20 protein-coding genes and 1 pseudogene are annotated in these 18,411 nt (G+C 67.0%); 11 read left to right on the top strand and 10 right to left on the bottom strand.

What is annotated here, in order from left to right:
- Positions 1-2: 2 nt before the first annotated feature.
- From ACMZPQ_RS01320 to ACMZPQ_RS01305, 4 genes are all read right to left on the bottom strand, one after another.
- Positions 3-2,282 carry a transketolase C-terminal domain-containing protein gene (locus tag ACMZPQ_RS01320; RefSeq protein WP_197583704.1) on the bottom strand — a complete coding sequence of 760 codons (2,280 nt, stop codon included), beginning with the start codon at positions 2,280-2,282 and terminating at the stop codon, positions 3-5.
- Between the two features lie 105 nt (positions 2,283-2,387).
- Positions 2,388-3,047: a glutathione S-transferase family protein gene (locus ACMZPQ_RS01315; protein ID WP_197584408.1), complete on the bottom strand. Its 660-nt coding sequence runs from the start codon at positions 3,045-3,047 to the stop codon at positions 2,388-2,390.
- Positions 3,048-3,223: 176 nt separating this feature from the next.
- Positions 3,224-3,766 carry a GNAT family N-acetyltransferase gene (locus ACMZPQ_RS01310; protein ID WP_197584406.1) on the bottom strand — a complete coding sequence of 181 codons (543 nt, stop codon included), beginning with the start codon at positions 3,764-3,766 and terminating at the stop codon, positions 3,224-3,226.
- Positions 3,767-3,890: 124 nt separating this feature from the next.
- Positions 3,891-4,733 carry a glycine zipper 2TM domain-containing protein gene (locus ACMZPQ_RS01305; RefSeq protein WP_197584404.1) on the bottom strand — a complete coding sequence of 281 codons (843 nt, stop codon included), beginning with the start codon at positions 4,731-4,733 and terminating at the stop codon, positions 3,891-3,893.
- Between the two features lie 163 nt (positions 4,734-4,896).
- On the opposite strand from ACMZPQ_RS01305, the gene ACMZPQ_RS01300 reads away from it, so the two are divergent.
- Together ACMZPQ_RS01300 and ACMZPQ_RS01295 are read left to right on the top strand one after the other, a co-directional pair.
- Positions 4,897-5,112 (top strand): DUF6116 family protein, encoded by a 216-nt coding sequence (locus tag ACMZPQ_RS01300; protein ID WP_197584402.1) that lies wholly within the window; start codon positions 4,897-4,899, stop codon positions 5,110-5,112.
- A complete protein-coding gene (locus ACMZPQ_RS01295; protein ID WP_197584401.1) occupies positions 5,109-5,882 on the top strand; it encodes a TatD family hydrolase in 774 nt (257 codons plus the stop codon). Before ACMZPQ_RS01300 ends, ACMZPQ_RS01295 begins: the two co-directional genes overlap by 4 nt.
- A 78-nt stretch (positions 5,883-5,960) precedes the next feature.
- On the opposite strand, the gene ACMZPQ_RS01290 is transcribed toward ACMZPQ_RS01295, so the two are convergent.
- Entirely contained in the window at positions 5,961-6,788 is an 828-nt protein-coding gene (locus ACMZPQ_RS01290; protein WP_197583837.1) for a ThiF family adenylyltransferase, read from the bottom strand.
- A 79-nt stretch (positions 6,789-6,867) separates the two neighbouring features.
- Here ACMZPQ_RS01290 and ACMZPQ_RS01285 point away from each other — a divergent pair, with 79 nt between their 5' ends.
- A complete protein-coding gene (locus ACMZPQ_RS01285) occupies positions 6,868-7,302 on the top strand; it encodes a cytochrome c (protein WP_197583841.1) in 435 nt (144 codons plus the stop codon).
- Positions 7,303-7,438: 136 nt separating this feature from the next.
- Positions 7,439-7,933, top strand: coding sequence for a glycine zipper 2TM domain-containing protein (locus ACMZPQ_RS01280; RefSeq protein WP_008264629.1), 495 nt, complete (start codon positions 7,439-7,441; stop codon positions 7,931-7,933).
- A gap of 72 nt (positions 7,934-8,005) precedes the next feature.
- Here ACMZPQ_RS01280 and ACMZPQ_RS01275 read toward each other — a convergent pair whose 3' ends face one another.
- Positions 8,006-8,215, bottom strand: coding sequence for a cold-shock protein (locus tag ACMZPQ_RS01275; RefSeq protein ID WP_046984344.1), 210 nt, complete (start codon positions 8,213-8,215; stop codon positions 8,006-8,008).
- Between the two features lie 235 nt (positions 8,216-8,450).
- Here ACMZPQ_RS01275 and ACMZPQ_RS01270 point away from each other — a divergent pair, with 235 nt between their 5' ends.
- The 3 genes from ACMZPQ_RS01270 to arsC all read left to right on the top strand — a co-directional run bounded on the left by ACMZPQ_RS01270 (position 8,451) and on the right by arsC (position 10,550).
- Positions 8,451-8,936, top strand: a complete 486-nt coding sequence (locus tag ACMZPQ_RS01270) for a DUF456 family protein (protein ID WP_197583842.1) — start codon at positions 8,451-8,453, stop codon at positions 8,934-8,936.
- Between the two features lie 118 nt (positions 8,937-9,054).
- The gene (locus ACMZPQ_RS01265) at positions 9,055-10,209 is read left to right on the top strand and encodes a phospholipase A (RefSeq protein ID WP_197583844.1); all 1,155 of its coding nucleotides are present in this window, start codon (positions 9,055-9,057) and stop codon (positions 10,207-10,209) included.
- The gene (gene arsC, locus ACMZPQ_RS01260; RefSeq protein ID WP_197583845.1) at positions 10,209-10,550 is read left to right on the top strand and encodes an arsenate reductase (glutaredoxin); all 342 of its coding nucleotides are present in this window, start codon (positions 10,209-10,211) and stop codon (positions 10,548-10,550) included. Before ACMZPQ_RS01265 ends, arsC begins: the two co-directional genes overlap by 1 nt.
- Before the next feature lie 94 nt (positions 10,551-10,644).
- Here arsC and ACMZPQ_RS01255 read toward each other — a convergent pair whose 3' ends face one another.
- The 4 genes from ACMZPQ_RS01255 to ACMZPQ_RS01240 all read right to left on the bottom strand — a co-directional run bounded on the left by ACMZPQ_RS01255 (position 10,645) and on the right by ACMZPQ_RS01240 (position 13,718).
- A complete protein-coding gene (locus ACMZPQ_RS01255; protein WP_197583847.1) occupies positions 10,645-11,280 on the bottom strand; it encodes a glutathione S-transferase family protein in 636 nt (211 codons plus the stop codon).
- A 57-nt stretch (positions 11,281-11,337) separates the two neighbouring features.
- Complete coding sequence (locus tag ACMZPQ_RS01250; RefSeq protein WP_312647670.1) at positions 11,338-11,673, bottom strand: hypothetical protein; 336 nt, start codon at positions 11,671-11,673, stop codon at positions 11,338-11,340.
- A gap of 14 nt (positions 11,674-11,687) precedes the next feature.
- Positions 11,688-12,086: a hypothetical protein gene (locus ACMZPQ_RS01245; RefSeq protein ID WP_197583848.1), complete on the bottom strand. Its 399-nt coding sequence runs from the start codon at positions 12,084-12,086 to the stop codon at positions 11,688-11,690.
- Between the two features lie 114 nt (positions 12,087-12,200).
- Positions 12,201-13,718 (bottom strand): fumarate hydratase, encoded by a 1,518-nt coding sequence (locus ACMZPQ_RS01240; RefSeq protein ID WP_008268808.1) that lies wholly within the window; start codon positions 13,716-13,718, stop codon positions 12,201-12,203.
- A 159-nt stretch (positions 13,719-13,877) separates the two neighbouring features.
- Between ACMZPQ_RS01240 and sigJ the strand changes: the two are divergent.
- The 4 genes and pseudogenes from sigJ to ACMZPQ_RS01220 all read left to right on the top strand — a co-directional run bounded on the left by sigJ (position 13,878) and on the right by ACMZPQ_RS01220 (position 18,354).
- Positions 13,878-14,774, top strand: a pseudogene (gene sigJ, locus ACMZPQ_RS01235) (RNA polymerase sigma factor SigJ).
- 37 nt (positions 14,775-14,811) lie between these two features.
- On the top strand, positions 14,812-15,261 hold the full coding sequence (locus tag ACMZPQ_RS01230; protein WP_197583850.1) for a carboxymuconolactone decarboxylase family protein: 450 nt from the start codon (positions 14,812-14,814) through the stop codon (positions 15,259-15,261).
- 361 nt (positions 15,262-15,622) lie between these two features.
- Entirely contained in the window at positions 15,623-17,494 is a 1,872-nt protein-coding gene (locus ACMZPQ_RS01225; protein ID WP_197584458.1) for an ABC transporter ATP-binding protein, read from the top strand.
- An 80-nt stretch (positions 17,495-17,574) separates the two neighbouring features.
- A complete protein-coding gene (locus ACMZPQ_RS01220; protein ID WP_014037801.1) occupies positions 17,575-18,354 on the top strand; it encodes a ferredoxin--NADP reductase in 780 nt (259 codons plus the stop codon).
- The last annotated feature ends 57 nt before the right edge of the window (positions 18,355-18,411 follow it).

Genomic DNA, 18,411 nt, shown 5'->3' with positions numbered 1-18,411 from the left:
CATCAAGCTTCCTGCGCCAGATCGAGGGCGGCGCCAATCACCGCATTGTCGCTTGGAAGCCCGAACATTGCTGCCCCCGCCAGCGGGGTATAGGTATCGGCACCGCAGACCCGGCGCAGCGGGAGATGGCCAAACCCCGCCTCGACCAGCGCGGTAACCACGCCCTCGCCGACCCCGCCGCTGTGACGGCCCTCATCCAGCACCAGCACGCGCCGGGCGCTGGCGGCCTGTGCGGCGATGAAACCGGCATCCAGCGGCACCAGCCAGCGCAGGTCGACCACCCGCACCTGCCAGCCCAGCTGCTGCTCGATCGCACGCGCCGCACGCAGCGCCATCGGTACGCCATTGCCATAGGTGAAGACCACCAGGTCCCCGGCGTCGGCCGCGTAGACGCGACCCTCGCCCGGCACCAGCGCCCGGCCCTGCGCCGGGTAGTCGAACAACCACTGGCCATCGCCCGCTTCGTGCAGATCCTTGCTCATGTACAGCGCGATCGGCTCCAGGAACACCGCCACGCGACCGTCTACCCGCGCCAGCGCGGCCAGCGTGCGCAGCATCATCACCGCATCGTCGCCGCGCGACGGGCAGCCGACCACCAGGCCCGGGATATCACGCAGCGCGGTGATCGAATTGTCGTTGTGGAAGTGGCCGCCGAAGCCCTTCTGGTAGCCCAGCCCGGCCACCCGTACCAGCATCGGGTTGCGGAACTGGTCGTTGGAGAAGAACTGCAGCGAGCAGGCCTCGCCGCGCAGCTGGTCGATGGCGTTGTGCAGATAGGCCAGGTACTGGATTTCCGGGATCGGCAGCATGCCCATGTTGGCCAGGCCCTGGGCCATGCCCAGGATCATGGTTTCGTCCAGCAGGGTGTTGAACACGCGGCGTGGGCCGAAGCGGCGCAGCAGGTCCTTGCTGACCGTGTACACCCCACCCTTCTGCGCCACGTCCTCGCCGAACAACAGGCTCTGCGGGTACTTGGCCAGCAACTCCTGCAGGGCGTGGTTGATCTGGATGGCCAGATGCCGCGGCGGCTGTCGTTCAGGCAATGCATCGGCACCGCCATACAGGGCTTCGCGTGCTTCGGGGGCGACTTCGCGTTGCGCTTCGGCCTGCACCGCCGCAGGCGAGTACGGTGCCAACGGCGCCATCACCTCCTGCAACGAGCGCAGCTTCGCGCTGCTTTCGGCATCGGCGGCGGCGGCCATGCAGCGCGCGCGCATCGTCTCGTAGGCGACCTCGATGGCCGCGGCATCCATCCAGCCGGACTCCAGCGCGATCTGCGCCGAGCGCAGCAGGGGGTCGCTCGCCTCGGCCGCACACAGCTCCGGCAGCGCGCGCCATTCCACCTCGAAATCGGTGCCGGCATGGCCCATCAGGCGCGTGGTGCGCAGGTGCAGGAAGGTCGGCCGCCGGGTACGCCGGCAGTGGTCCACTGCCGCCTGCACCTGGGCGTGGCCAATGGCCAGGTCCAGGCCATCGGCAAAGAAGTAGTCCAGCCCCGGCTGGCGACTGAAGCGCTCGGCGATCCAGCCGTCCGGCGTCTTCACCGAGATGCCCAGGCCGTTGTCCTCGCACGCGAACAGGACCGGTGCCGGCAGCTTCTGGTAGGCCGACCACATCGCCGTGTTGAACGCAGTCTGCGCGGTCGCGTGGTTGGCCGAGGCATCGCCGAACGAGCACAGCACGATGCTGTCGGCGGGAATCGGCAGCGCCTGCCCCAACCGCTTGCCACTCTCGATGGCCAGCGCGGTACCCAGCGCCTTCGGCAGGTGCGAAGCAATCGTCGAGGTCTGCGGCAGCACCCACAGCGGCTTGCTGCCCCACACCTTGTGGCGGCCACCACTGGCCGGATCGTCGGCGCTGGCGGCGAATGACAGTGCGGCATCACGCAGCGGATCGATGCCCGGCACCTGACGCGAACGCTCGGCCATGAAGGCGCCGGAACGATAGTGCAGGAATGCCGGATCGGTATGCCGGCAGGCCCGCGCCAGCAACGCGTTGCCTTCGTGGCCGGACGAACCGATGGTGTAGAAGACCTTGTTCTGCACGCGCAGCACGCGCGCCATCAGGTCCAGCTGGCGGCTGGCCAGCTGCGAATCGAACAGTTCGCCGAAGGCGGAGGCGGTGAGCGTGCTGCCTGGCAGGATCGGTGCATCCGGCGCCGGGCGCGGGCGCGGCGTGCCGCGCCAGCCACGCACCGACTCGAGGAAATTGGCGTCGCACACGTCGGCGCGGTTGAGCACGCGCATGCGTGCAGGAATCGGATCTGGAACCACAGCGAACATCGAACACCCTCCGTGTCGTTGTTGCTTTCCGCCGGGCATGGGGCCCTGCATCCGTAGCGTCGAGCTTGCCCGACTGCTCTGCAAACCCGTCGAGCAAGCTCGACGCTACTCGCGACCGTCCAGCCGTGTACGCACCTCGGCGGTCACCGCCGGCATCGCCATGAAGCGCGGCTGTGCACGTACCCGCTGCAACCACGCGCGCACTTCCGGGAACAGCTCCAGGCCGATGCCGCCCTCGCCCGCCACATCGGTGTAGGCGAACAGCGCGATGTCGGCGATGCCGTACTCACTGCCGGTGAACCACTGTGCCTGCCGCAGGTGCTGCTCCATCACCGCCAACGCATCAGCCGCCCGCTGCTGCAGGCGTGGCAGTTCGGCGCGGCGGGGGGAATCGACCGGGGTCCAGCCGCGGATGAAGCGCGCCACGGCCACGCACGGCTCATGCGTGTACTGCTCGAAGAACATCCAGCTCAGCGCCTGCGCGCGCTCCCAGCCGTCACTGGGCAGGTACGGCGTGCCTTCGGCCAGCCAGAACAGGATCGCGTTGGATTCGGTCAGCACGCGGCCATCGTCGCGGACGATCAGCGGCACCTTGGCGTTGGGGTTCAACGCCAGGAATTCCGGGGTGTGGGTCTGGCCATGGGCACTGTCCACTTCCACCCAGCGATAACGGCTGCCGAGCTGCTCCAGCAGCAGGCGCACCTTGTGGCAATTGCCCGAGACCGACATGCCATGCACGGTCAACGGAACGCGCTCTTCCACCATTGCCTGCTCCATCGGATCCGGCCGGCGGCCGGCTGCGTGCAGTCTGGCAAGTGCGCCGGTGAATGCCAAGCGCGGGTGCAGCATGCCCACACGGTAGTGCCGGCCGCTGGCCGGCAATCGCACGAATCCTGCTGCTACGAGGTTGCCGGCCAGCGGCCGGCACTACCAGGCAACGCTCAGCGCGCGCGTTTTCTCCACTGCTCGCGTGACTGGCCCCAGATCTGCATCGGCTTGTCGTTGTAGGGCGGCGGCAATTCACCCATGCGCAACAATGTGCTGCCGAGCTTGCGCGCGACCGCCCGCGAGTTGTCGTTGTTCTCGGCGATTGTATGGATCACCTCGTCCCAGCCCAGCGTGTCGAAAGCCCAGTCGATCGCCGCGACGGCGGCTTCCGGCGCATAGCCCCGGCCCCAGCTGGCGTGACGGATACCCCAGCCCACTTCGGTGCCCGGCCAGTCCTGGGGTTGCCACGGCCCCATCCGCCCGATCCATTCGCCGCTGGACTTCTCGATCACGCTGAACATCGAGAAACCGAACAGCTGCCAGGCGCCGGCCAGGCTGCAGAAGCCGCGCCAGGCCACCGAAGCCGGCTGCACGCCGCCCAGGGTGCGCATCGTGTCCTCGTCGGCGCAGAACGCCAGGTAGGGTTCGTAGTCCTCGCGCAGCAGGGGGCGCAGGACCAGCCGCTCGGTTTCCAGGCGCAGGTCGAAGATGCTCATGCCGACTCCATGTCGAAGGGACCCCATGATGGTGGATTCCCTGGCGGGGCGGATGAACATCGGCGCGCACAACGAAACGGGCCGGCAAGTGCCGGCCCGTTCACTACTGCATGCGGTGCCCGTATTACTGGCGGGTTGCGGCAGTGGCGCCGGCCGCAGCGGTCTGCGTGACCAGCTGACCATCAACCACCGGCAGGCGATCGCTGGACGGCTTGTTGTCCAGGCGTACGGTCTTTTCAGCGCCGTCGTAGCGATAGGTCACGTTGTAGCCCTTCACCACATCGTTGGTACCCATGGCGATGCGCGTGCCCGGCTTGCTGGCCATGCGCATGGTGCCGGTGGTGCCATCTTCGTTGCGGTAGGTCACGTTGTAGCCGGTGACGCGGCTCGACTCGGAGGTGGCGGTCTCGGTGTGGCACTGGCGCTCGGTGCGGTTGACCACGCGGCCACCGACATGGCGCTTGTCGATCTGGTTGCCGATGAAGCCACCGGCGACTGCACCGGCTGCGGTCGCGGCCTTCTTGCCGTTGCCACCGCCGACCTGGTTGCCCAGCAGGCCACCGACCACGGCGCCGACCACGGTACCGCCGACGTTGCCGTCACGCTCCGGCAGGCGCTCCTGTACGGTCACGTCCTCGCAGACCTCGTGCGGGGTCTGCGTGGTGGAGGTTTCACGTACCGGGTCAGTGCCGATCACGGTGGCGTAGGCCTTCTGCTTTTCGGTGATCGGATCGACCTTCAGCACATCGGCGTATTCCAGCCCACGCGGTGCGGACGGGTCCAGCGTGTCAGCACGGGCGCCATCATCCGTGGCACTGCCATCGACCAGGCGCGACTCGCCGTTGGGGGTTCCGGCGCTGAGGGAATCAGGCGACGTGCTGCCACTCTTCATGAAGGCGGCGGTGGCGATACCACCGACCAGCAGCGCGCCCGCTGCGACCAGGACAGTTGTAGTTGTGCTTTTCATGACCTGCTCCTTGCGGACCGTCCGCAACGTTCTCGGGCCAGATTGCAGCATGGGCTGCCTGAACGGAATCTCCACATTTCCTGCTCATTGCCATAACCCATTCAGCATCGGGAAATGCTGGGCCCGTGGTAGCGTTTGCATATTCCCCACGAGGACGTCCGTCATGGCCAACCCGATGCTGCTGCCGGTACTGCAATGGGCGCGCCGGCTGCGCTATCCCACCCTGTTCAAGCTCACCGCCGGCCTGTTCGTGCTGACCTTGTTCATCCCCGACCCGATCCCGTTCGTCGATGAGCTGGTGCTGGGCTTCGGCACCCTGCTGCTGGCCAACTGGAAGAGCCGCACCACCACCACGCCGCCACCGCTGGAGCAGCGTTGAGCCTGCTGGTCGACAGCCACTGCCACCTGGATGCCAGTGAATTCGATGCTGACCGCACGGCGGTGATCGAGCGCGCAGGCGCGGCCGGCGTGCGCGCGCAGGTCGTTCCTGCCGTCACCGCCGAAAGCTGGCCGAAGCTGCGCGAGGTCTGCCGCCAGGCACCCGGGCTGTACCCGGCCTACGGCCTGCATCCGATGTTCCTGGCCGCGCATCGGCCCGAGCATCTGCCGCTGCTGCGCGGATGGATCGAGCGCGAGCGCCCCTGCGCGATCGGCGAGTGCGGGCTGGATTTCTTCGTCGAGGGACTGGATGCGGAGGCACAGCAGGCGTACTTCATCGGCCAGCTGGAGCTGGCCCGCGAGTTCGATCTTCCGGTGATCGTGCACGCGCGGCGCGCGGTGGACGCGGTGATCGCGGCGATTCGCCGCACCGGGGGCCTGCGCGGCGTGGTGCACAGCTTTTCCGGCAGCCCGGAACAGGCTGCGCAGCTGCACAGGCTGGGTTTCCTGCTGGGCCTGGGCGGCCCCCTCACCTACGACCGCGCACAGCGGCTGCAGCGGCTGGTGCGCGAGATGCCGCTGGAGCAGCTGCTGCTGGAAACCGATGCACCGGACCAGCCCGACGCAGGCATCCGTGGCCAGCGCAACGAGCCGGCGCGGCTGGCCGTCATCGCCCGCCATGTGGCGGCGTTGCGTGGAATGGAACTGGATGCGGTGGCGCAGGCCACCACCGGAAATGCGCGACGGCTGTTCAAGCTGCCGGCAACGTAACGGTAGGTGCCGGCCGCTGGCCGGCATCCACGCTGATTCAAGCATTACGGAGTTGCCGGCCAGCGGCCGGCACTACCGTTATGCGTTGGCGCTGGCCTCAGCCGCTTCGGCCTTCACTTTCTTCGGCTCCAGCAGCATTTCCAGCGCCTTGCCCACCGCGGCGAACGCGAACGCGCCGGTGATGTGCGTGGCCGCACCCAGGCCGGCGCCGCAGTCCAGCTTCAACGCCGCGTCGGCACCCAGGTTCGGGCGCAGGCCGCAGACGCTGCCATCGGCCTGCGGGTACTTCACGTTTTCCAGCGAGTACACCGCCGGCACGCCGAAATAGCGCTTGGCATTCTTCGGGAAGTTGAATTCGCTGCGCAGCTTCTTGCGGATCAACGCCAGCATGGCGTCGTGTTCGGTGCGCGAGACATCGCGGATGCGTACCAGGGTGGGATCGGTGCGACCACCGGCAGCGCCGACGGTCAGCAGCGGCAGCTTGCGGCGGCGGCACCAGGCGATCGTCTCGACCTTGACCCGGAAGCTGTCGCAGGCATCGATCACCAGGTCGAAGCCCCGATCCAGCAGTTCGGCCATGTTGGAAACGGTCAGGAACGCCTGCACGGCATCGACCTCGATCTCCGGATTGATCGCGCGGCAGCGCTCGGCCATCGCCTCGGCCTTGTTGCGGCCGTAGTTGCCTTCCATCGCCGGCAGCTGGCGGTTGGTGTTGGACACGCAGATGTCATCGGCGTCGATCAGGGTCAGGTGGCCGACCGCTGAACGCGCCAGCGCTTCCACCACCCATGAGCCGACCCCGCCCATGCCCACCACGGCCACGCGACTGCCCTGCAGGCGCTCGAGCGCGCCCACGCCATACAGCCGTTCGATGCCGGCGAAGCGTTGTTTGACCTGTTCGTTCATCCCGCTATTTTAACGTGCAGCGGCCAGCGCCCACAGCGCGCCGGCATCGAACCCACCGTTGCACGCCCGGAGAGCCCGCATGAACGCCAGCCCGCCCCGCCCTGTCTCCACCGCCCACCGCTACGTCTTCATGCTTTGCCTGGGCCTGCTGATCGGCCTGGTTGCCACGGTGATGGTCGGCCGGGCCCTGAACGCCCGCCGCGATCCGTTCCCGGACAGCCTGATGCAGGTGATGCAGCGGCAATCGCAGCTGCTGCTACAGGCTCAGCAGCAGAACCGCTGCAGCCTGGCCGACAGCGTGCCGCGGCTGCAGGCCCTGCGCCTGCTGTCCAACGACCTCGATCTGGCCTTTCCCGGGCTGAAGGACAATGGCCAGTTCCAGCAGCACGCCAGCCAGCTGCGCGGCAACCTCAACGCTGCGCTGGCCGCGCCACCCAGCGACTGCGCCGCGCTGGCCAAGGTGGTCGACACCCTTCAGGCCGACTGCCGTGCCTGCCACCAGGACTTCCGCTGAGGCGCATTCATCCTGCAGCCGGGCACTGCGCACATGGTTGGCGCGTTGTTCACGTTCGAAAGGAGAGGATTCCTCCACCCTGCTGCATGACGCAGTACCACCCACCACACCCGCCTTCACGGCCAGGAGACGCCCCATGAAGATCCAGCTCATCGCTGCCAGTGCCATTGCTACCCTCGCCCTGGCAGGCTGTGCCACCTCGCCGGGTTACGGTGGCGGTGGTTACAACAACGGCTACAACAACGGCGGCTACGGCAACAATGGCGGCTACAACCAGGGCCGCTGTGCGGACTGCGGCATCGTCACCCGCATCAACACCGTCCAATCCGGCCGCACCGCGCCCAGCGCGACCGGCGCGATCCTCGGCGGCATCGTCGGCGCAGTGGCCGGCCATGAAATCTCCGACCACACCGGCGGCAGCCGTGGCAACAAGAACATCGCCGCCGCCGCAGGCGCAGTCGGTGGCGCGCTGGCGGGCAACCAGATCCAGAAGAACGTCACCAGCGACACCTACGACATCAGCGTGCGCATGGATGATGGCCGCACCATCGTGGTCAACCAGCGCGACCTCGGCGGCATCCGCGAAAACACCTATGTGCGCGTGGTCAATGGGCGGGTCATCCTGCGCTGACCTGCGGCGGGCCGGCAGCAAAGAAAAAGGCCCGCTCGCGCGGGCCTTTTTCATGCCGGAGTGCGGCAGGTATTACGCCGGCTGGACCTTGTCAGCCTGCAGGCCCTTCTGGCCCTGCACGACTTCGAAGGTAACGGCCTGGCCTTCCTTGAGGCTCTTGAAGCCCTGGGTCTCGATGGCGCGGAAGTGCACGAACACGTCCTCGCCATTCTGCCGGCTGATGAAGCCGAAGCCCTTCGCATCATTGAACCACTTTACGGTACCGGTCTCGCGATCAGCCATCTCACTAACTCCCTTTGACTCTCTCTTGTTGTTGGAAACGCCTGGTGGGCGGCTGACAAGCAAGGGGGAAGCGAGGTGCATCGATGCAGCGGATCGGAAAGATCTTGCTTCATCAGGCCACGATCCACGGTGACCTTGCCAAGCTCAGCGACTGCAACTTAACCCGCCCAAAACGAAAAAGCAACTGGCAAAATCTTTCACTGTCAACCCCAAAACGACGACCATACGGAGCAGCATGGGACTCTCATTCATCTTGTATCTGCTAGCGGTCATCTTTGTCCTCGTCGGCATCGCCGGCATCGTCCTGCCGGCCCTGCCCGGCGTGCCGCTGGTGTTCATTGGACTGCTGCTGGCCGCCTGGGCCGACGGCTTTGCCCATGTCGGCTGGCCCACGCTGGTCGCGCTGGGCGTACTTACCCTGCTCTCGCTGCTGGTGGACGTGCTGGCGACCGTGGTCGGCGCGCAGCGGGTCGGCGCCAGCCGCAAGGCCCTGTGGGGCACCTTCGTCGGCAGCATCGTCGGCCTGTTCTTCATGCCGATCGGGCTGTTTGCCGGCCCGCTGATCGGCGCCCTGCTCGGCGAGTACTGGCATACCCGCGAACTGGGACGTTCGACCAAGGTGGGCTTGGCCACCTGGCTGGGCATCCTGCTCGGCCTGGCCCTGAAACTGGCCGTGGTCATCGCAATGCTGGGCCTGTTCGCGTTCGCCTGGTTCCTGTGATCGGCACCACCTTCACGCCGCGCGCACGCGGTGCCCGTGCATAAACCGTGGGGCTGGCCGCGACGCGGTGCAGCCCCCACACTGTGCGATTCCCGTATTCACCGAAGGGCCTGCTGCAATGACCCTCCTTCCACTGCTTCCCCGCCTTGCACCGCTGGCGCTGGCCCTGGCCAGCATGCCGCTGGCCGCCCAGGAGTTCGCGCCGAGTGCCGAAGCTTCGCCGGCTGCGTGCGCGGCGATCACCACCGACGCAGCCCGCCTGGCCTGCTATGACCGCCAGTTCGGGCGCACCGCGCAGGCCACGGCCGAGGCCGACGCCGCTGCAGAAGCCGCCGCGCAGGCACGCCGCGAGGAACGGCAGAGCACGCGCCTGAGCCAGGGCGAGGAAAAACTGCGCGAACGGGTCGGCGACCTGTTCCGCCCAGCCGTGCCGGACAGCGCGCTGGCCAACGCTGGGCGCGGTTCCCTGCTGGACAGCCGCTGGGAACTGGCCGAAGACTCCAAGCTCGGGCCGTTCCAGCTGCGCGCCTACAAGCCCGTGTACCTGCTGCCCGCGTTCTGGACCAGCGACCGCAATACCACGCCGCACTCACCGAACCCGGCCAACACGGTCACCACGCCGCAGGTGCTGGACAGCGCGGAGCTGAAGTTCCAGATCAGCTTCAAGACCAAGATCGCCGAGAACCTGTTCGGCGACAACGGCGACATCTGGGCCGGCTACACCCAGAGCTCGCGCTGGCAGGCCTACAACGGCGAGGACTCGCGCCCCTTCCGCGAAACCAACTACGAGCCGGAAGTGATGATGGTGTTCCGCAACGGCTACTCGATCGGTGGCTGGCGCGGACGCATGACCGGCATCGCGCTGAACCACCAGTCCAACGGCCGCGCCGACCCGCTGTCGCGCAGCTGGAACCGGGTGATGCTCAACATCGGCCTGGACCGCGAGAACTGGGCGCTGGTGCTGCGCCCCTGGTACCGCATTCCCGAGACCCGCAGTGACGACAACAATCCGGACATCGAGGACTACATGGGCCGCGGTGACGCGACCCTGATCTGGAACCGCAATGGCCACGAAGTCTCGCTGATGGCGCGCCATTCGCTGCGCACCGGCAGTCGCTCGCACGGCGCGCTGCAGCTGGACTATGGCTTCCCGATCAGCAACCTGCTGCGCGGCCATGTGCAGATCTTCGATGGCTACGGCGAAAGCCTGATCGATTACAACCACAAGGCCACCTACGTCGGCGTGGGCGTGTCGTTGCTGGAGTGGTTCTGATGGACGTGACGATCTGGCACAACCCGGCCTGCAGCAACTCGCGCGGCGCACTGAAGCTGATCCGCGATGCCGGCTTCGAGCCGGTGGTGGTCGATTACCTGGGCAATCCCCCCGATGTCGCCACCCTGCGCCAGGTGCTGGCCGAATCCGGATTGAGCGCGCGTGATCTGGTGCGCAGCAAGGAAGCGCAGTTCGCCGAACTGGGCCTGGAAGATGCGGACGAGACCACGCTGCTGGCCGCGATGGCCGAACACCCGCGGTTGATCAACCGGCCGGTGGTGCGCACGCCCAAGGGTACGCGGCTGTGCCGCCCACCGGAAACGGTGCTGGATATCCTGTAACCCGCACTGCGTTGGTAGAGCCGAGCCATGCTCGGCTGCATTCATGGACTGCACGCGAACAGCAGCCGAGCATGGCTCGGCTCTACAGAACGGGTTACCGCCAGTCAGTGATGCCTTCGCGGCGATACACCTCGGCGAACGCCGGGCGCGCCTTCATCGAGGCGGCATGCGCCTTGAGCGCCGGCCAGGTGTCGCTGGGCTTCGGCATGTTGCGCGACCAGCGCATCAGCATCACCAGCATGTGGTCGACCACGCACGGCGTTGCACCCAACAGATACGGGCCGTGCGCCTGCAGATGCGTGGCCACCTGCTGCCAGGCCGCTTCCAGCCGCTGCCGTGCCATCTCGCGGCTGGCCTGCACATGCGCCTCGCCGGCCACTTCGTGCGGATAGAACCAGGCTCGATAGGCCGGCTGCAGCGTATTGGCGCACCAGAACATCCAGCGGTAGGCGTCGCCGCGCTGGGGCGTACCCACCGCAGGCAGCAGGCCGGCGTCCGGATGACGGTCGGCCAGGTACAGCGCGATCGCTGCCGCCTCGGTCAGTACCTGGCCATCGATCATCAGCGTCGGCACCACTCCGGCCGGATTCAGCGCCAGGTATTCCGCCGCCTTGTGCTCGCGTGCCTCGAAATCCAGCAGCACCAGCTCGTGCTCGATGCCCAGCTCGATCAACAGCCAGTGCACCACCAGCGCGGCGGTACTGGTCGAACCATACAGCGTGGTGCTCATGCAGTGGATCCTGTGCGGGTGGATCGGCCGATTATGCGCCCGTGCACGGGCCGTTGCTCAGCCGCAGCTGCTCATGCAGGTATCCCGCTGTTCACCACAGGACATCATCGGCGCGCGCATCGTGCAGTCATGCGCCTTCAGTTCGCAGGCACGGCGCAGTTCCGGGTTGGCAACGTCCTTGCAGCGCTTGTCCGGCGCGGGCACCACCTGCTGTTCGCAGCTGAACGCACTGTTGCCGGTCCTGCCCTGCGCCATGCAGCTGCGATAACTGGCCTGGCACTGCATGCGGCACTGCGAGGACGCGGAGAAATCGGCGCCTTCGTACGATGGCGATGTACTGCAACCGGCCAGCAACAGCACAGCGCTCAACACCGGGGACAGCATCCGCACCATGGGGCCTTCCTCCATCAATACACGGTAATACCCGTGGCGGTGCGGACTTCATTCACCGTGCCGCCACAGGACAGTACGCAACGGGCATGCGGAGCATTGCATGAAAGTGGGCTGGTCGACGATGCGCAGTAGCTGCCGGCACCGTTGCCACCTTCGCAGTTGTGCCGCTGTTTTTCATCGGCAATGCCACTGCAGCGGCTGATCACCCGGCTCTTGGCGCTTTCGCAGCTCTGCCGCTCAAATTCGGCGCGCGCGGTGCTCTGGGAAACGCACACCGCTTTCTGGCTTTCGCAGGCCGACGTGCAGATCTTCCCGGCCTCGTGGCTGGGGGGCTCGACAAAATAGCGCGGCCCGCAGGCGATGCACGCCAGGACAGCGGACAGCAACACCAGGATACGCAACCACAACCGCACGATGGACTCCCTTCCAGTACGCCAGCGCACACGTTAGCAGAGCGCCGCCCCGTCTGTGGCCACATGCAACAACGGCGCCACACGGCGCCGTTGTCTGGATCGCTCGCGGCAGGATTACTCCACCACCACCGGGATCTTGCCGATGCGGGCCTGCCATTCGCGCGGGCCGGTCTTGTGCACCGACTCGCCAGTGGAATCGACCGCCACGGTTACCGGCATGTCCTGCACGGTGAACTCGTAGATCGCTTCCATGCCCAGGTCGGCGAAACCGACCACCTTGGCGGCCTTGATCGCCTTGGACACCAGGTAGGCCGAACCACCGACGGCCATCAGGTAGGCCGACTTGTTGTCACGGATCGCTTCGATCGCCGCCGGGCCGCGCTCGGCCTTGCCGACCATGCCGAGCAGGCCGGTCTGTTCCAGCACCTGGCGGGTGAACTTGTCCATGCGGGTGGCGGTGGTCGGGCCGGCCGGGCCCACCACTTCGTCGCGCACCGGATCGACCGGGCCGACGTAGTAGATGAAGCGGCCCTTCAGGTCGACCGGCAGCTGTTCGCCCTTGTTGAGCATGTCGACCATGCGCTTGTGCGCGGCGTCGCGGCCGGTCAGCAGCTTGCCGTTGAGCAGCAGGGTCTGGCCCGGCTTCCAGCTGGCCACGTCTTCCGGGGTGATCGTGTCCAGGTCCACGCGGGTGCCCTTGGACGCGTCGTAGGTCAGCTTCGGCCAGTCTTCCAGCGACGGCGGGTCCAGCATCACCGGGCCGCTGCCATCGAGGGTGAAGTGCGCATGGCGGGTGGCCGCACAGTTCGGGATCATTGCCACCGGCAGGTTGGCCGCATGGGTCGGGTAATCGTTGATCTTGATGTCGAGCACGGTGGTCAGGCCACCCAGGCCCTGTGCGCCGATGCCCAGCGCATTGACCTTCTCGTACAGCTCCAGGCGCAGCTCTTCGATGCGGTTGGAGGCACCACGGGCCTGCAGCTCGGTGATGTCGATCGGCTCCATCAGTGCTTCCTTGGCCAGCAGCATCGCCTTTTCAGCGGTGCCACCGATGCCGATGCCGAGCATGCCCGGCGGGCACCAGCCGGCGCCCATGGTCGGCACGGTCTTCAGCACCCAGTCGACGATGGAGTCGGACGGGTTGAGCATGGCGAACTTGGTCTTGGCTTCCGAACCACCGCCCTTGGCAGCGACGATGACGTCGACCGTGTTGCCCGGCACCACCTTGACGTTGACCACGCCCGGGGTGTTGTCCTTGGTGTTGATGCGCTTGCCGGCCGGATCGGCCAGCACCGAGGCGCGCAGCTTGTTGTCCGGGTGCATGTAGGCGCGGCGCACGCCTTCATTGGCCATGTCTTCCACGCCCATGGTGGCGTCGTCCCAGCGCACGTCCATGCCGATTTCCAGGAACACGGTGACGATGCCGGTGTCCTGGCAGATCGGACGGTGGCCTTCGGCGCACATCCGCGAATTGATCAGGATCTGGGCCATCGCCTCCTTCGCGGCCGGCGACTCCTCGCGCTCGTAGGCGGCGGCAAGGTTCTTGATGTAGTCGACCGGGTGGTAGTACGAGATGTACTGCAGCGCGTCGGCGATGGACTGGATGAGGTCTTCCTGCTTGATCGATGTCACGACTTGCTCGCTTGCTGGAGGCTGGCGGGGGTAATCCGCCCATTTTACCCCCTCCACCGACTGCGCGTAGATTCGCCGGGGTCAGATCCCTTTCCAGCGGAAAGGGATCTGACCCCACCCCTCTGTCACGGTTCATTCCTGCCCGGCGTCTTGGTCAACATGAACATCGAAACCGCCTTCCAGACCCACCGCCCGCGCCTGATGGCGCTGGCCTACCGCCTGCTCGGCAGCCGCGCCGACGCCGAGGACGTGGTCCAGGACGCCTGGCTGCGCTAGTCGGGCGCCGACCCGGCCAGCGTCCGCGACCCCGAAGCATGGCTGGTCACCGCCACCACCCGGCTCGGCCTGGACCGGCTGCGCGCGGCCAAGCGCGAGCGCGTGCACTACGTCGGCCCGTGGCTGGCCGAGCCGCTGGCGGTCACGCTGGAGCCGGACCCGGCGCCCGGCCCGGCCCAGCTGCACGCGTTTGCCGATGACGTCTCGGTGGCCTTCCTGACCCTGCTGGAGCAGCTCGGCCCGGAAGAACGGGCCGCGTTCCTGCTGAAGGAAGCCTTCGACCACGATTACCGCCAGATTGCCGCGCTGCTCGGCCTCAGCGAGGCCAACTGCCGCCAGCTGGTGCACCGCGCGCGGCAGCGCCTGCAGGCGGGGCGACCGCGCTTCAACGCCGACGCCAGCCAGCACCGGCAGCTGCTGGCGCGCTTCATGGACGCCTCCCAGCGCGGCGACAGCGCGGCCATCCAGGCCCTGCTGCACGCTAACGCACTGCTGGTTTCCGACGGCGGCGGCGTGGTCACCGCAGCGGTGCGTCCGCTGCTGGGCGCCGAACGCATCGGCCGCCTGTTCTGGGCCATCGCCCGCCGCGGCGCGGCACATCCGGCACAGCTGGGCTACGTCAACGGCGAACCGGCGATCCTGCGCTTCATCGGTGATCGCCTGCATTCGGTCACCACCATCGAGGTGGTCGACGGCCGCATCGCCCAGGTGTACAGCGTGCTGAATCCGGAAAAGCTGCCGCAGGTTGTCACGCGCCGGGACGCTGCGGCGTCCTTGTAAATGAAAGGCGGCCACCGTGGCCGCCGTGGAGCCCACGATGTCCGACCATGCCTCTCCCCGCGTCCCCTATGCCCGCCTGGCCGCCGAGGCCTTCAAGGGCCTGCTGGCCACCAGCAAGGCGGTGCATGACAGCTCGATCGATCCGACCCTGATGGAACTGCTGTTCCTGCGCGTGTCGCAGCTCAACGGCTGCGGCTACTGCATGGACATGCATGGCACCGCGCTGCGCAAGGGCGGCATCGAGCCGCGCAAGCTGGACACCCTGCCGGCCTGGCACGAAAGCCGCTTCTTCGATGCGCGCGAGCGTGCGGCGCTGGGCTGGGCCGAGGCGCTGACCCGGCTGACCGACGGTGCGCCGTCGCAGGCGGCGTTCGATGCGCTGGCGCCGCACTTCGATGAGAAGGGCATCAGCGACCTGAGCATGGGCATCGCGGTGATCAATGCCTGGAACCGGTTGGGTGCAGGGCTGCTGCCGCCGCTGCCGTAAAGGGGGGGGGCGGCCGGGCTGCCGCCCGGCACCCGCAGAGGCAACAGCCAGGGCAACATCAAAAGCCGGCTCTACCGCAGGTTGGCGGGGTGGGTCAGCTCGCAGGGGACGCTGCAAGTACGTCCATGTAAGCTCGGTCGCCGCATCCATGCGGCTCACGCCCCTGCGAGCTGACCCACCCTGCCTTCGACAGTTCCCTGGTGCTGTTGGTAGGTGTCGACCTTGGTCGACACGGTAGATCCACGCCATGCGTGGATGCGGCAGGGTCGGATCCCTTCGCATGGCGAAGGGATCTGACCCCGGCGCGGCCACACGCCTGCACTGACCCCCTCTGCACGCATCAGGCGCGCACAATACCCGCATGCCTGCCACCCCCACCGCTGGCGCTGCCGCCGCGAAGAAACCCAGCCTGCGCCAGCGCTTCAAGGCGATGCGCAACCTGCCGCCGTTCCTGCGCATGGTCTGGCAGACCAGCCCCGCGCTCACCCTGGCCAGCCTCGGCCTGCGCCTGATCCGTGCGTTGCTGCCGGTGGCGATGCTGTACGTCGGCAAGCTGATCATCGACAGCGCCCTGCACCTGAGCCAGCACGATGCCGGTTTCCCGCCGCTGGGCGAGGCGCTGTCCAGTGGCGTGCTCAATCCACTGCTGGGCCTGCTGGCACTGGAATTCGGCCTGGCCATCGCCTCGGACCTGCTCGGCCGCCTGGTCAGCTATGCCGATGCGCTGCTCTCGGAGCTGTTCGCCAACGTCACCAGCATCCGGCTGATGGAACATGCGGCGACCCTGGACCTGGAGGACTTCGAGGACCCGGACCTGCAGGACAAGCTGGACCGCGCGCGGCGCCAGACCATGGGCCGGATGAACCTGATGAGCCAGCTGTTCGGCCAGGTGCAGGATGCGATCACCGTGGCCAGCCTGGCCGTTGGCCTGCTGGTCTACGCGCCATGGCTGATCCTGCTGCTGGCGCTGGCGCTGGTGCCGGCCTTCATCGGTGAATCGCACTTCAACGCGGCCGGCTACAGCCTCAACTTCCAGTGGACACCCGAGCGCCGCCAGCTCGACTACCTGCGCCAGCTCGGCGCCAGTGTGGAAACGGCCAAGGAAGTGAAGATCTACAACCTGCACCGCTTCCTGGTGGAACGCTATCGGCGCCTCTCGGTGGCGCTGTTCCAGGCCAACCGCGCGCTGGCCCGGCGCCGCGCGTTCTGGGGCACGCTGCTGGCCGCACTGGGCACACTGGGCTACTACACCGCCTACGCCTACATCGCGTGGCGCACCGTGCGTGGCGATTTCTCGATCGGCGACCTGACCTTCCTCGCCGGCAGCTTCCTGCGCCTGCGCCAGCTGCTGGAAGGCCTGCTGATCGGGTTCTCGCAGGTAGCCAGCCAGGCGCTGTACCTGGATGACCTGTTCTCGTTCTTCCAGATCCAGCCAGAAATCCACTCGCGCGAAGGCGCAGTGCGCGTGCCGCAGCCGATCCGCCAGGGCTTCGTGTTCGAGAACGTCGGCTTCCGCTACCCGGACGCCGAGCAATGGGCGGTACGCCACCTGGATTTCCAGCTACAGGCCGGCGAGGTACTGGCCCTGGTCGGCGAGAACGGCGCCGGCAAGACCACCTTGGTCAAGCTGCTGGCGCGGCTGTACGAACCGGACGAGGGCCGCATCCTGCTCGATGGCCGCGACCTGCGCGACTACGACCTCGACGACCTGCGCGCCAATCTCGGGGTGATCTTCCAGGACTTCGTGCGCTACAACCTCAGCGCCGGCGAGAACATCGGCGTCGGCCAGGTCGAGGCCATGGACGACCGGGCACGCATCGCCGACGCCGCGCGCCGCGGCATGGCCGAGGAAGTGATCGAGGAACTGCCCGGCGGCTACGACCAGCTGATCGGGCGCCGCTTCAAGCAGGGTGTGGACCTGTCCGGTGGCCAGTGGCAGAAGATCGCCATTGCCCGCGCGTGGATGCGCAATGCGCAGGTGATGATCCTGGATGAGCCAACGGCAGCGCTGGACGCACGCAGCGAGTTCGAAGTGTTCCAGCGGTTCAGGGAACTGGCGGATAATCGCACTGCCGTACTGATTTCCCACCGGTTCTCCTCGGTGCGCATGGCCGATCGCATCCTGGTGCTGGCCGACGGCCGGATCGAGGCCAGCGGCACCCACGAGCAGCTGATGGCACAGGGCGGCCGCTATGCCGAGCTGTTCGAGCTGCAGGCGGCCGGCTACCGCTGAGAACGCCTCTCGTTCCGCCTAATGAGAACCTGTCTCATTTGAGATAGAATCACTCCCGACGACTTTCGATAGATACGCCCATGTCCTCCGCTTTTGGCGCCGAAACGGTGCTTGAGGTCCGTCACTGGACCGATGCCTACTTCAGCTTCACCCTCACCCGCGACAGCGGTTTCCGCTTCGAGAACGGCCAGTTCGTGATGATCGGCCTGGAAACCGAGGCGCGGCCGCTGCTGCGCGCCTATTCCATCGCCAGCGCCAACTGGGAAGAGCACCTGGAGTTCTTCAGCATCAAGGTGCAGGACGGCCCGCTGACCTCACGCCTGCAGCACATCAAGCCGGGCGACAAGGTGCTGGTCGGCAAGAAGCCCACCGGCACCCTGCTGATCAGCGACCTGCACCCCGGCAAGAACCTGTACCTGCTGGGCACCGGCACCGGCATGGCGCCGTGGCTGTCGGTGATCAAGGACCCGGAGACCTACGAGCGCTTCGAGAAGGTGATCCTGTGCCATGGCGTGCGCTACGAAAAGGATCTGGCCTACCGCGATTATTTCGAGAAGGAACTGCGTGAACACGAGTTCCTCGGCGAGATGATCGGCGACAAGCTGCTGTACTACCCGGCCGTCACCCGCGAGCCGTTCGCCAACCAGGGCCGCCTGACCTCGCTGATGGAAAGCGGTGAGATGCAGCGCACCCTCGGCCTGCCGGAACTGAGCCCGGAAAACGACCGCGCGATGATCTGCGGCAGCCCGCAGATGCTGGCCGACCTGCGTGCTGTACTCGACGCGCGTGGCTTCCAGGTCTCGCCGCGCATCGGCCAGCCGGGCCACTACGTGTTCGAGCGCGCGTTCGTCGAGAAATAAGGTTGCAACGGGAGTGCCGGCCGCTGGCCGGCTCTCCGTGCGCTACGGGATTGCCGG

It is taken from the genome of Stenotrophomonas maltophilia, assembly GCF_047497515.2.
Classification (GTDB): domain Bacteria; phylum Pseudomonadota; class Gammaproteobacteria; order Xanthomonadales; family Xanthomonadaceae; genus Stenotrophomonas.
Note: the sequence above shows the minus strand (reverse complement) of the source record. Positions and strands in the feature narration are given on the sequence as shown.

Excerpts from the sequence above, each read along its gene's own strand:
- ACMZPQ_RS01280 (WP_008264629.1), top strand. The coding sequence starts at position 7,439 with ATGAAGATCCAGCTCATCGCTGCCAGTGCCATTGCTACCCTCGCCCTG.
- ACMZPQ_RS01250 (WP_312647670.1), bottom strand. The coding sequence starts at position 11,673 with ATGGTGCGGATGCTGTCCCCGGTGTTGAGCGCTGTGCTGTTGCTGGCC.
- ACMZPQ_RS01285 (WP_197583841.1), top strand. The coding sequence starts at position 6,868 with ATGAACGCCAGCCCGCCCCGCCCTGTCTCCACCGCCCACCGCTACGTC.
- ACMZPQ_RS01265 (WP_197583844.1), top strand. The coding sequence starts at position 9,055 with ATGACCCTCCTTCCACTGCTTCCCCGCCTTGCACCGCTGGCGCTGGCC.
- ACMZPQ_RS01270 (WP_197583842.1), top strand. The coding sequence starts at position 8,451 with ATGGGACTCTCATTCATCTTGTATCTGCTAGCGGTCATCTTTGTCCTC.
- arsC (WP_197583845.1), top strand. The coding sequence starts at position 10,209 with ATGGACGTGACGATCTGGCACAACCCGGCCTGCAGCAACTCGCGCGGC.
- ACMZPQ_RS01275 (WP_046984344.1), bottom strand. The coding sequence starts at position 8,215 with ATGGCTGATCGCGAGACCGGTACCGTAAAGTGGTTCAATGATGCGAAG.
- ACMZPQ_RS01300 (WP_197584402.1), top strand. The coding sequence starts at position 4,897 with ATGGCCAACCCGATGCTGCTGCCGGTACTGCAATGGGCGCGCCGGCTG.
- ACMZPQ_RS01315 (WP_197584408.1), bottom strand. The coding sequence starts at position 3,047 with ATGGTGGAAGAGCGCGTTCCGTTGACCGTGCATGGCATGTCGGTCTCG.
- ACMZPQ_RS01225 (WP_197584458.1), top strand. The coding sequence starts at position 15,623 with ATGCCTGCCACCCCCACCGCTGGCGCTGCCGCCGCGAAGAAACCCAGC.
- ACMZPQ_RS01255 (WP_197583847.1), bottom strand. The coding sequence starts at position 11,280 with ATGAGCACCACGCTGTATGGTTCGACCAGTACCGCCGCGCTGGTGGTG.
- ACMZPQ_RS01290 (WP_197583837.1), bottom strand. The coding sequence starts at position 6,788 with ATGAACGAACAGGTCAAACAACGCTTCGCCGGCATCGAACGGCTGTAT.
- ACMZPQ_RS01230 (WP_197583850.1), top strand. The coding sequence starts at position 14,812 with ATGTCCGACCATGCCTCTCCCCGCGTCCCCTATGCCCGCCTGGCCGCC.
- ACMZPQ_RS01310 (WP_197584406.1), bottom strand. The coding sequence starts at position 3,766 with ATGAGCATCTTCGACCTGCGCCTGGAAACCGAGCGGCTGGTCCTGCGC.
- ACMZPQ_RS01305 (WP_197584404.1), bottom strand. The coding sequence starts at position 4,733 with ATGAAAAGCACAACTACAACTGTCCTGGTCGCAGCGGGCGCGCTGCTG.
- ACMZPQ_RS01320 (WP_197583704.1), bottom strand. The coding sequence starts at position 2,282 with ATGTTCGCTGTGGTTCCAGATCCGATTCCTGCACGCATGCGCGTGCTC.
- ACMZPQ_RS01220 (WP_014037801.1), top strand. The coding sequence starts at position 17,575 with ATGTCCTCCGCTTTTGGCGCCGAAACGGTGCTTGAGGTCCGTCACTGG.